The sequence below is a fragment of the Pseudomonas sp. GP01-A4 genome, from assembly GCF_058780865.1.
In genome coordinates this window covers 40,599-52,112 of sequence record NZ_JBYSWF010000055.1, presented here as the reverse complement: position 1 = coordinate 52,112, position 11,514 = coordinate 40,599, and the positions used below count along the sequence as shown (strand labels likewise).

General features: G+C 60.8%; 8 protein-coding genes. 4 read left to right on the top strand and 4 right to left on the bottom strand.

The window, feature by feature from the left end; genetic code table 11:
- On the bottom strand, positions 1–699 hold a 699-nt coding region (locus AC3WKX_RS25600), incomplete at its 3' end, for an SIS domain-containing protein (protein WP_102665791.1).
- Positions 700–861: 162 nt separating this feature from the next.
- Positions 862–3,735: a GGDEF domain-containing phosphodiesterase gene (locus AC3WKX_RS25595; protein WP_102604038.1), complete on the bottom strand. Its 2,874-nt coding sequence runs from the start codon at positions 3,733–3,735 to the stop codon at positions 862–864.
- A gap of 279 nt (positions 3,736–4,014) precedes the next feature.
- Here AC3WKX_RS25595 and uvrD point away from each other — a divergent pair, with 279 nt between their 5' ends.
- The 3 genes from uvrD to AC3WKX_RS25580 all read left to right on the top strand — a co-directional run bounded on the left by uvrD (position 4,015) and on the right by AC3WKX_RS25580 (position 7,803).
- Complete coding sequence (uvrD, locus tag AC3WKX_RS25590; protein ID WP_003213452.1) at positions 4,015–6,198, top strand: DNA helicase II; 2,184 nt, start codon at positions 4,015–4,017, stop codon at positions 6,196–6,198.
- A gap of 191 nt (positions 6,199–6,389) precedes the next feature.
- A complete protein-coding gene (locus AC3WKX_RS25585) occupies positions 6,390–7,259 on the top strand; it encodes a Tim44 domain-containing protein (RefSeq protein WP_102604037.1) in 870 nt (289 codons plus the stop codon).
- Positions 7,260–7,395: 136 nt separating this feature from the next.
- Positions 7,396–7,803 carry an SMI1/KNR4 family protein gene (locus tag AC3WKX_RS25580; protein ID WP_003213456.1) on the top strand — a complete coding sequence of 136 codons (408 nt, stop codon included), beginning with the start codon at positions 7,396–7,398 and terminating at the stop codon, positions 7,801–7,803.
- 80 nt (positions 7,804–7,883) lie between these two features.
- Here the strand turns inward: AC3WKX_RS25580 and AC3WKX_RS25575 are convergent, their stop codons facing one another.
- The gene (locus tag AC3WKX_RS25575; RefSeq protein ID WP_003213459.1) at positions 7,884–9,647 is read right to left on the bottom strand and encodes a cation:proton antiporter; all 1,764 of its coding nucleotides are present in this window, start codon (positions 9,645–9,647) and stop codon (positions 7,884–7,886) included.
- A gap of 295 nt (positions 9,648–9,942) precedes the next feature.
- On the opposite strand from AC3WKX_RS25575, the gene AC3WKX_RS25570 reads away from it, so the two are divergent.
- Positions 9,943–10,428: an acyl-CoA thioesterase gene (locus AC3WKX_RS25570; protein ID WP_003213461.1), complete on the top strand. Its 486-nt coding sequence runs from the start codon at positions 9,943–9,945 to the stop codon at positions 10,426–10,428.
- A gap of 27 nt (positions 10,429–10,455) precedes the next feature.
- On the opposite strand, the gene AC3WKX_RS25565 is transcribed toward AC3WKX_RS25570, so the two are convergent.
- The gene (locus AC3WKX_RS25565) at positions 10,456–11,502 is read right to left on the bottom strand and encodes a hypothetical protein (RefSeq protein ID WP_102604036.1); all 1,047 of its coding nucleotides are present in this window, start codon (positions 11,500–11,502) and stop codon (positions 10,456–10,458) included.
- Positions 11,503–11,514: the final 12 nt, after the last annotated feature.

The following is an 11,514-nucleotide window of genomic DNA, read 5'->3' as shown; positions in this document are numbered from 1 at the left end:
GATCTCGGTGTCCTCGTGTACATCGATCGCCAGGTTGACGGTCGACAGCTCTGCCAATGGCGTCTGGCTCGGGCACAGGGTAATCAGGGTCGCGCCGCTTTCACGCACCAGGTTGGCGGTGATCAGCAAATCCTTGGAGCGGCCGGACTGGGAAATGCAGATCGCCACGTCGCTGGGCTTCAACGTCACCGCCGACATCGCCTGCATGTGCGGGTCGCTGTAGGCCGCCGCCGTCAGCAGCAAACGGAAGAACTTGTGCTGGGCATCCGCCGCCACCGCGCCGGACGCGCCGAAACCATAGAATTCCACGCGCTGGGCCTGGGACATGGCGGTCACGGCTTTTTGCAGCTCCACCGGGTCGAGCTTTTCGCGCACTTCCATCAGGGTGTGCAGGGTGGTGTCGAAGATTTTCAGGCTGTAGTCGGCGACGGAATCGTCTTCGTGGATCGCAAACTGGCCAAAGCTCGCACCGGCCGCCAGGCTCTGGGCCAGCTTGAGCTTCAAGTCCTGGAAACCGGAGCAACCGATGGCGCGGCAGAAGCGCACGATGGTCGGCTCGCTGATGCCCACGCTGTGGGCCAGGTCGGCCATGGAACTGTGCATCACGGCCGCAGGGTCAAGCAGCACGTGATCGGCAACCTTGAGTTCCGATTTGCGTAACAGGTGGCGCGACTGGGCGATATGTTGCAACAGGTTCAAAGGGCTGGACTCTTGTTATTGGCAGACGCCAGGGATGTAGCAAGCTTGTAGTTATACTACAAGAATTAACGATTTGCCCGTTCGATGCATCACTTAATCACGCTGCTGCCCGCTGATTCAGCGGGCAGGCTCGATGTAGCCCCGCATGCGGCTTGGGCTCAACTATGGAAAATCGGCATTTTTTCGTAACAAATCCGCCAAGCCATCCGCTTCCACCGGCCGACTGATCAAATAGCCCTGCACCTCGTCGCACTGCTCATCCCGCAAAAAGTCCAGCTGCTGCTGATCTTCCACACCCTCGGCCACCACCTTGAGCGACAGCCCGTGGGCCATGGCAATGATTGCGCGGGTGATCGAGGCATCTTCGCGTCCCTGGCCCAGGCCGCGAATGAACGTCTGGTCGATCTTCACGTAGTCCACGGGGATGCGCTTGAGGTAACTGAGGGATGAGTAGCCGGTGCCAAAATCATCAATCGCCAGCTTCACCCCCAGGTCGCGCAGTTGCTGGAAGGTCGAGATGATGTGCTCGACGCTGTCGAGCAGCTGGCTTTCGGTCAGTTCCAGCTCCAGGTATTGCGGATCAAGCCCGGTTTCTTCCAGCACCTGGCGCACCAGGCTGATCAGCTTGCCCTGGCGCAGTTGGTGCACCGACAGGTTGACCGACACCCGAATCGGCGCCAGCCCCTGGCGTTGCCATTCACAAGCCTGCCAGCACGCCTGGCGCAACACGAACTCCCCCAGCGGCACGATCAGGCCGGTTTCTTCGGCCAGCCCGATAAAGTCGCCGGGCGGCACCATGCCCCACTGCGGATGTTCCCAGCGAATCAATGCTTCGGCCGCATTCAGCTTGCCACTGGCCAGGCACAGTTTGGGTTGGTAGAACACCGTAAGCTGGCGCTCATCAATCGCCTTGCGCAGCTGGTTTTCCAGCTGCAAACGTTCCAGGGTGCTGGCCTGCAGGCTGTCGGTGTAGAACTGGAAGTTATTACCGCCCAGGTGCTTGGCGTGCTGCATGGCCATGTTCGACTGGCTGACCAGCGCGGATATTTCCCGCGCATTGTCGGGCAACAGGCTGACGCCCATTGAGGCACTGACCACCAACTCGTGCCCTTCCACCGTCACCGGCACCCGCAACTTGGCCAGCAACCGCGTGGCCACCCGCGCCAGGCTCGACAGGTTGCCGTAGGCGTCGAACAGCACGGCGAATTCATCGCCAGAGAGCCGCGCTATGGTGTCGGCCTCAGGCAAGGCGTTGATCAAGCGGCGGGCCATTTTCTGCAACAACTGGTCGGCCACTTCATGCCCGAGACTGTCGTTGAGCAGCTTGAAACGGTCCAGGTTGATATGCAGTAAAGCCAGGCTGCGGCCACCCTGGCGCACCCGCTGATGGGCTTCGCGCAACCGCTCGCGGAACAGCGAGCGGTTGGCCAGCCCGGTCAATTCGTCGTAATGCGTGAGGTAGCGCATGCGCTCCTCGGATTCGCGCCGCGCGGACAGATCAGCGAAGAAACCCACGATATGGCTGACATTTCCCCGAATATCCCGGACTACATTCAGTTGTAGCCATTGCGGGTAGAGTTCGCCGTTCTTGCGGGTTTCCACGAGCTCGCCCTGCCAGGTGCCGTGGCTGAGCAACGCCTGGCGGATCACCGGGAAGTGGCGCCGTGCGTCGCGGCTGCTGGGCAGCTCCACGACATTGCGCCCGATCATGTCGTCAATGTCGAAGCCGGTAACGCGGCTGAATGCCTGGTTGACGGCTATCAGCACGTAGTCCGGATCGAGGATCACAATGCCTTCGCTGGCCGCCTCAAACACCGTCGATGCCAGGCGCTGCTGTTCTTCCAGGACCTTGCCGGCGCTGATGTCGCGGCGGGTACCGAGCATCCGCGTGACGCGCCCGCCTACCGAGCGCTCCACGGCGCGGCCACGGTCCTGGATCCATACCCAATGGCCATCGCCATGGCGCACCCGGTATTCCACCAGGTAGTCCTCGCTGCGGCCTTTAAGGTGCTCCACCAGCGCGCGCTTGAGCAGCGGCAAGTCGTCCGGGTGCAGGCGTGGCTTGAGGTGGCTGAGCATCGCCGTGACGTATTCCGGCTCCAGGCCGAACAACTCCTTGAGCTGGGTGTGGTGGACCTCATCGGTTTGCAGGTTCCAGTCCCACAGCCCCAGTTCGCTGGCCTGCAGCGCCATGGCCAGACGCGCCTCGCTTTTGCTCAGGGCCAGGCTGGCCGCGTCCAGTTCCTGACTGCGCTGATCGACGCGTTGCTGCAGGCCGATCTGTGCTTCGCGCAACTCTTGTTCGACCTGGCGCCGCTGCTCCACCTCACGCACCAGTTCCTGGTTCAGTTGCTCGCTGCGTTGCTGCGCTTGCTGCAGGTGCTCGATCAACGCCTGGTTCTGGAAGCGCCTGAGCAGCCCGCGCTGGATCAGGCGATTGACCTGCCATGCCACCAGGCTCAGGGATGCCAGCAGAATCAGCCCCAGGCAACCCCAGCCTTGCTGTTGCGGGTCGCCGCTCCAGAATAAATAGAGGATGGCCGGCACCAGGCAGGGCACGGCAAACGACAGGAAAGCCGGCAGACTGACGGCATAGGCCACACTGGCGGACAAGGTCGCCGCGCCGAGCAGGCCGAACACCCAGGCCTGTTGCGCAAAACTGTCCACCGGTACCAGGGCGATGGCAGCACTGGCCAGCGTCAAGCCGCTAACGGCTGAGCCCAGCATGAACATGCGTCGCCAGATCGGCTGCGCCTGGCGGCTGGGCATGGCGGAATCGAACGCCGCCACCTGAATTACCCGCAAGGCCACCAGCGCCAGCAGCCATACCAGCCAAATGCTGTCCAGCAGATAGCGCTGCGGGCTCCAGAGCAACCAGGCGCAGACCAGTCCATTCACCAGCATTAATAAAGTAGGCAGCAGGGAGCCTTGGTAAAGCAGGCGCGTGCGCTCCACCGCCATCTCCATGGCGTAGTGCTTGCGGATAACCTGCGCCGGCGCCACGGAGGGTCCCGCCAGGTCAATGCTAAGGGTCATAGGCAGTGTTCTTATAATGGTGAGCCCGAAACGTCGACGGAGCATACACAAGCAAACGCTCGGGCCAAACTGCCCCAAGTCATAAAAACAGCGCGACAATCAGGCGCAAACCTTGGAGCCAGACAGCTTGAGTGAGACAGGGCGCGGGCTGTGGGCGATGACCGACCGGTCATCACCGTGAATAGATTGTTGCCTTATCCCGTGTCGACGCAGAAGTTTTCCCGTGACCACCCGGCATTGGGATTTGCCCGACTCCCCCGGGCACCCTAGAATGCGCCGATGCGCGATGATCTCTCTCTTTTGCTGAACTCCCTCAACGATGCCCAACGCCAGGCCGTAGCGGCCCCCGTTGGCCGTCAGTTGGTCCTGGCCGGTGCTGGCTCCGGTAAAACCCGAGTGCTGGTGCACCGTATCGCCTGGTTGATCCAGGTCGAGAACGCCTCACCGCATTCCATCCTGTCGGTGACCTTCACCAACAAGGCCGCTGCCGAGATGCGTCATCGCATCGAGCAGTTGATGGGCATCAGCCCGGCCGGCATGTGGGTGGGCACCTTCCACGGCCTGGCGCACCGTCTGTTGCGGGCGCATTGGCAGGAAGCCGGCCTGAGCCAGACCTTCCAGATTCTCGACAGCGACGACCAGCAACGCCTGGTCAAGCGGGTGATCCGCGAGCTGGGCCTGGATGAGCAACGCTGGCCGGTCCGTCAGGCCCAGTGGTTCATCAACGGTCAGAAAGATGAAGGCCTGCGCCCGCAACATATCCAGGCCAGCGGCGACCTGTTCCTGGCCACCATGCGCAGCATTTATGAAGCCTATGAAGTGGCCTGCCAGCGCGCCGGCGTCATCGACTTCTCCGAACTGCTGCTGCGCGCCCTCGACTTGTGGCGCGACAACCCGGGCTTGCTGGCGCACTACCAGAAGCGCTTCCGCCACATCCTGGTGGACGAGTTCCAGGACACCAACGCCGTGCAGTACGCCTGGTTGCGCCTGCTGGCCAAGGGCGGCGACAGCCTGATGGTGGTGGGCGACGACGACCAGTCGATCTACGGCTGGCGCGGCGCGAAAATCGAGAACATCTACCAGTACAGCGACGACTTCCCAGACGCCGAAACCATCCGCCTGGAACAGAACTACCGCTCCACCGCCGGGATCCTCAAGGCCGCCAACGCCTTGATCGCCAACAACACCGGGCGCCTGGGCAAAGAGCTGTGGACCGACGGCGGCGAAGGCGAAGCGATCAACCTGTACGCCGCCTTCAACGAACACGATGAAGCGCGCTACGTGGTGGAAACCATCGAAAGCGCCCTGAAAACCGGCCTGGCCCGCAGCGATATCGCGATTCTCTACCGCTCCAACGCTCAATCACGGGTATTGGAAGAGGCCCTGCTGCGCGAGCGCATTCCGTATCGCATCTATGGTGGCCAGCGCTTCTTCGAACGTGCCGAAATCAAGAACGCCATGGCCTACCTGCGCTTGCTGGAAGGTCGCGGCAACGATGCGGCGCTGGAACGGGTGATCAACATTCCGGCCCGCGGCATCGGCGAGAAGACCGTCGAGGCGATTCGCGACCACGCACGCCACAGCGATGTGTCGATGTGGGAAGCGATGCGCCTGCTGATCGCCAACAAGGGCCTGACCGGCCGTGCGGCCGGTGCCTTGAGCGTGTTTGTCGAGCTGATCGAGAACCTGGCCGCCAAGTGCATGGAAATGCCCCTGCACCTGATGACCCAGACCGTGATCGAGCAGTCCGGCCTGATCGCCTACCACGAAGCGGAAAAAGGCGAGAAAGGCCAGGCCCGGGTAGAAAACCTTGAGGAACTGGTCAGCGCCGCCCGCGCGTTCGAAAACACCGAAGAAGACGAAGACCTGACGCCACTGGCGGCATTCCTCGGCCACGCTTCCCTGGAAGCCGGCGACACCCAGGCTGATGAGCATGAAGACAGCATTCAGCTGATGACCTTGCACAGTGCCAAGGGCCTGGAATTCCCCTACGTGTTCCTGGTGGGCATGGAAGAAGGCCTGTTCCCCCACAAGATGAGCCTGGAAGAACCCGGCCGCCTTGAGGAGGAACGCCGCCTGGCCTACGTGGGCATCACCCGGGCGATGCAGAACCTGGTGATGACCTACGCCGAAACCCGACGCCTGTACGGCAGCGAGACCTACAACAAGGTGTCGCGCTTCGTACGCGAGGTGCCGAAAGGGCTGATTCAGGAAGTGCGCTTGTCCAACAGCGTCAGCCGACCGTTCGGCGGCGGCCAGCAGCAGAACTCCAGCAGCATGTTCGCTGGTTCGGAAATCCCCGAGACGCCGTTCAGCCTTGGCCAACAGGTCAAGCACGCGATCTTCGGCGAAGGCGTGATCCTCAACTTCGAAGGCGCCGGTGCCCAGGCCAGGGTGCAGGTGAACTTCGCCGAAGGCAGCAAGTGGCTGATGATGGGCTACGCCAAGCTCGAAGCAATCTGAAACAACTGTAGAACATGAAGGATGTTGCCCCACCCTTGTATTTGGCAGCGGTGGGGCCAATATCTGTAATAAGTCCTACAGACGATTCGGTATTGGCCCTACGCAAAAGCCCGAAACACTATGCCGCTAGCCACTGACATCACACCTGTGCAACATGGCGCGCGTGCAATCCACAAATGGGAATTCCCTTTATGAAACGTTTTCTTAGCATCGCCATGGCGTTGTGCATCGGCCTGACGATGAGCCTCGACGCCAACGCCAAGCGCTTCGGTGGCGGCAAATCCATGGGCTCGGCGCCGAGCCACCAGACCAGCCAAATGGCCCCATCCGGCGGCGGCATGGGCGGCGCAGCTGCGACCGCTGCCGGTGCCGCAGGCGCTGCTGCCAAGGCTGGCGGTGCTTCGCGCTGGTTGGGCCCTCTGGCCGGTATCGCGGCCGGCGGCCTGCTCGCCTCCATGTTCATGGGCGGCGGCTTCCAGGGCATGCAGATCTTCGACATCCTGATCATGGCGGTCATCGCCTTCCTGATCTTCCGCTTTATCGCCGCCCGTCGCCGCAAGCAACAGGAGCACATGGCTCCAGCCGGCGCGCCGATGCAGCGTGAAGTGTTCGAGCAAAAGCCTGCTGCCATGGGTTCGATCTTCGGCGGTTCGGCTGCTCCTGCTGCCGCTCGTCCGGTGATCAACGCACCCGCCTGGTTCAACGAAGAGCGCTTCGTCGAAGCGGCCCGCAGCCACTTCCAGTCCCTGCAGCAACACTGGGACGCCAACGAAATGGACAAGATCGCCGAGTTCGTGACCCCGCAACTGCTGGAGTTCCTCAAGCGCGAACGTGCCGACCTGGGCGACGGCTTCCAGTCGACCTACATCGACGACCTGAAAGTGCAGCTTGAAGGTGTGGATGACCGCGCCGACAAGACCATCGCCACCCTGACCTTCAGCGGTGTGTCGAAGACCTCGCGTTTCGACCAGGGCGAAGTGTTCAGCGAAAGCTGGAACATGGAACGCCCACAAGGCGAAAACCAGCCTTGGCTGGTCGCCGGTATCCGCCAGAACGGCTGATCCCTGCCCGCTTTGAGTACGCAGTAACAAAAACCCCGGACTTGTCCGGGGTTTTCTATTTCACGGTTGCACTTATAGCGAGCTACTGTATAAAACGCCCCTATAAACCGCGCCATCTAGCAAGAGGATCCCGGCCGTGGAAGAAGTTATCGAACAATTGCGTGAAGCCAACGAACCGGTACCGGTTCCTCTGGAGCTGCCTGACGAAGATCAACTGGTGGAAATCGAGGAACAACTGTTCATCGATATTCCGTTCGTCTTCCGTGAATTTCTGCTGACCGTCAGCGATGTGGTCTACGGCAGCCTGGAGCCGGTGACCGTCACCGACCCACAGTCCCACACCTACCTGCCGGACGTTGCCGCCAACGCCTGGGATGCCGGTGTTGACCGCAGCATGATCCCGATCTGCCAGGACGGCGACGACTACTACTGCGTCGAAGAAGACGGCACCGTGGTGCTGTGGTCCGGCGAAGAAGAACTCGTCACCGAAGAAACCTGGGAATCGGTGTGGCACTGGGCGCGGGACGTCTGGCTGGAAAGCTGAGACCCCTGTGTGCCGAGGGCGCTTGTTGTGGCGAGCGAGCTTGCTCGCGCTGGGCTGCGAAGCAGCCCTCTGCGACCCACTCAGTGCTCCGGCGTATCCTTATGGTTATCCAGGGTCTCCAGCAAGGCGACCTGCATCCGCGTATGCACGCGGATGAACCAGCGCCAGAGCACGGCGGCCACCGCGGCCGTCACCACGGCGATCAGCACCAGCAACTTGTTGGTCGGCAGGATACTGGCCGACAAGGCTGCCAATAGCAGGAAAATCACCAGCAGCGAAAGAATCGGGATCACTTCGGCGATCACCCGGCGCACGCGCTGAGTGTGGCGCCCGGCCATTTCCGGCTTCACGCTCATCTCCGCCAGCAGCATCGACAGCGCCTTGAGCTTGCGGTACGCCGCAATCAAAAACGGCAGCGACAGCAGCAACGCCCCACCCCAGATCAATGCCTTCTGCCAGCTCGGATCGCTGACCCAGCCTTCCAGGTAGCTGCCAATACGCGCCGCGAAAAAGCTGCCGGCAAAGAAGATCGCCACCACCAGCGCCAGGTTCACCCCCACCTGCAGAATGATCTTGCGGATCATCGACGCCAGCATCGCACCCTCGCCCTGGGGCTGAATGCTGCGCAGCCACTCGCCATACATCCCGAACACCCGGCTCATGCGCTTGGGCATCACTGCGGCAATCTTCAGCGACAGCGGGTCTGCGCCACGGATCAGATAGGGTGTGAGCAGTGTGGTAATCGCAGAAACAGCCACCGCCACCGGATACAGGAAGTCGCTGGTGACCTGCAATGTCATGCCCAGCGCGGCGATGATGAATGAAAATTCGCCGATCTGTGACAGCCCCATCCCCACTCGCAATGAAGTGCGGCCATCGTTACCCGCAATGAACGCCCCCAACCCACAGGACAACATCTTGCCCAGCACCACGGCCACGGTAATCACCGCAATCGGCCAGGCGTATTGCAGGAGGATCTGCGGGTCGATCATCAAGCCAATGGCGACAAAGAAGATCGCGCTGAACATGTCGCGAACCGGTTCGATCAGGCGCTCAATCTTCAGCAATTGCCGAGATTCGGCCATAATCGCGCCGATCAGGAATGCCCCCAGCACCATGCTGTATTCCAGCTTGACCACCAGCAGACAGAAACCGAAACACAGACCCAGCACGGTGATCAGCAGCATCTCGTTGCTTTCGAATTTGGCCACGTACTCCAGCAGGCGTGGCACCAGCAAAATCCCGATCACCAGCGCGACAATCATGAACAGCGAGAGCTTGCCGACGGTGGAGAACACCTCGCCGGAGCTGACCGTGCCGCTGACGGCAATGCTCGACAGCAAGGCGATGATGCCAATGCCGAGGATGTCTTCGACGATCAGCACCCCGAAAATCAGCTGGGCAAAGCGCTGATTTTTCATCTTCAGGTCATTGAGCGCCTTGACGATGATGGTGGTCGAGGAAATCGCCAGGATCGCGCCCAGGAACAGCGAGTCCATGGTGTTCCAGTCGAACCAGCGGCCGATTTCGTAGCCGATCCAGATCATCAGGATGATTTCGAGGAACGCCGCGATAAAGGCGGTGGCGCCAACCTTGAACAGCTTGCGCAGGCTGAACTCAAGGCCCAGGCAGAACATCAGGAAGATCACCCCAAGCTCGGCCAGGGTCTTGATCGTGTCTTCGTCGTGGATCAGGCCAAACGGTGGGGTGTGCGGGCCGATGATGAAGCCGGCGACGATATACCCCAACACCACCGGCTGCTTGAGCCGATGGAACAGGATCGTCACCACCCCGGCCACCAGCATGATCACGGCCAGGTCCTGGATAAAGCTGATGGCGTGCATGGCGAGGGGCTCCTTGAGGGGTACTGGCGCTTTTCCCATTTCCACGCATGCACCCCGAAAGGTCGCAATGAACGGAAAGAAAAGTCTGCCTTGATCGTAAGAATTGCCTTTGAGACGGGCTTTTGAAGGGTAACACCGCGACTTGCGGCAGAAAGCCGGTGCAATATATGGAAACAGATCGCCCCAGGCGTGACGGCAAGCCGGGGCCCAGCGTCCCGTTATGAATGGCTCTGCAAAGATTCCAGCACCCGCAGAGGTGCCTCCCCACCCAATGCCTACAACCCGTGAGTGTGCTATGGAACCCGGAAACGCCCAGCTGTCGATGACAGTATTGATGACCCCTGACATGGCCAACTTCTCTGGCAATGTGCACGGCGGCACGCTGCTCAAGTACCTCGACGAAGTGGCCTACGCCTGCGCCAGCCGTTATGCCGGGCGCTATGTGGTGACGTTGTCGGTGGACCAGGTGATTTTTCGCGAGCCGATCCATGTCGGCGAGCTGGTGACCTTCCTGGCCTCGGTCAACTACACCGGCAACACGTCGATGGAAGTGGGGATCAAGGTGGTCACCGAGAACATCCGTGAGCGTTCGGTACGCCACACCAATAGCTGCTTCTTCACGATGGTCGCGGTGGATGACCAGCGCAAACCGGCCGCCGTGCCGCCGCTGCAACCGCAGAACAGCGAAGACAAACGCCGGTTTGTGCAGGCTCAACAGCGCCGGCAGATTCGCCAGGAGCTGGAAAAGCGCTATCAGGAAATCAAGGCAGACGGCCCGTAAGAGCCCGCCAGGTTTCTGGATGACCGCTTAGTAACGCGAGCACTTGTCAAAGTGCGCACACACATCAAAGCGCTGGTCCAACTGGGCCATGCGCTCCATATGGTGATTGACCACCTCAATCGTCACGCTCTTTCGGGTATTCACGTAGTACTGCACCATAAGCTTGTCGTTCTCCGCTACGCGCGATTTGATCGCACTGTCCGTAGGCTGCATCCATTGCTCCAGGACGGCATCCTCAGTTCCCCGCAGGCGCTGGCGGTACACCTCAGTGTAAAATCCCAGAGCCCGGGCCAGACGACCGGCAGACTCTTGATTCGACAGTTCATAGTTCTGCCGAAACTGGTTCCAATAATCCGGCGGCAAGGTATACGAGCCCATCAACGCCTTGCGCTTGCTGATCAACTCATCAAGCTCTTGAGGCGAGGTTTGCATTCGGTCGACTTTATTCTCTGACACGATGGCCGTGATCGACTGCGCACGCTCGTCAAGAATGCGATCAATCAACACCATTCGCTGCGGAGTATCCGGTAACAACTTGCCGAATATCGGACCTTTGCCCTCGCAAGACGGCATGCCGGTCTCGAACAGCGGCTGCGGGATCCGCACGTCCTTGCCGTCCAATCGCGTAAGACGCTGGAGCAGCGTGCTGCATTGGCGGCCCTGCAATTCGAAGGTCACTTCGTACTCTTCACCCGCCTTGGGCGTTAGATTGAACGCTTTGCCACAGACATAGGAGCTGCCGTTGGTGTTGATCATCAACATAGTGTCCTTTCCGGGCGCCAGCTTGATCTCCAGCAGCCCACGAGCCGTGGGCGGTGGCGGCACAAGCATGTCTACCCGCCGCTTGGTGTCCACCAGGAACATGTTGTTGAGAATGCCTGTGGTCTCACTTATGCAGTGCTGTGCGTCATAGACAAAAAGGGTGCTGTTGGTGGTGTTGGAGATGAACCGCAGCTTCGCCGCATCGGGCTCGGCTGCGTCAGGATAGGTACCGTGGACGCTGCAACCACTGAGCAGCGTAACCAGGGCCAATGCGATAAATGCCCGTGGCGAATGGAGCAGGGATAACGACATGATCTTCCTTGA

Coding starts and splice junctions, on each gene's coding strand:
- AC3WKX_RS25595 (WP_102604038.1), bottom strand. CDS start 3,735: ATGACCCTTAGCATTGACCTGGCGGGACCCTCCGTGGCGCCGGCGCAG.
- uvrD (WP_003213452.1), top strand. CDS start 4,015: ATGCGCGATGATCTCTCTCTTTTGCTGAACTCCCTCAACGATGCCCAA.
- AC3WKX_RS25585 (WP_102604037.1), top strand. CDS start 6,390: ATGAAACGTTTTCTTAGCATCGCCATGGCGTTGTGCATCGGCCTGACG.
- AC3WKX_RS25575 (WP_003213459.1), bottom strand. CDS start 9,647: ATGCACGCCATCAGCTTTATCCAGGACCTGGCCGTGATCATGCTGGTG.
- AC3WKX_RS25570 (WP_003213461.1), top strand. CDS start 9,943: ATGGAACCCGGAAACGCCCAGCTGTCGATGACAGTATTGATGACCCCT.
- AC3WKX_RS25565 (WP_102604036.1), bottom strand. CDS start 11,502: ATGTCGTTATCCCTGCTCCATTCGCCACGGGCATTTATCGCATTGGCC.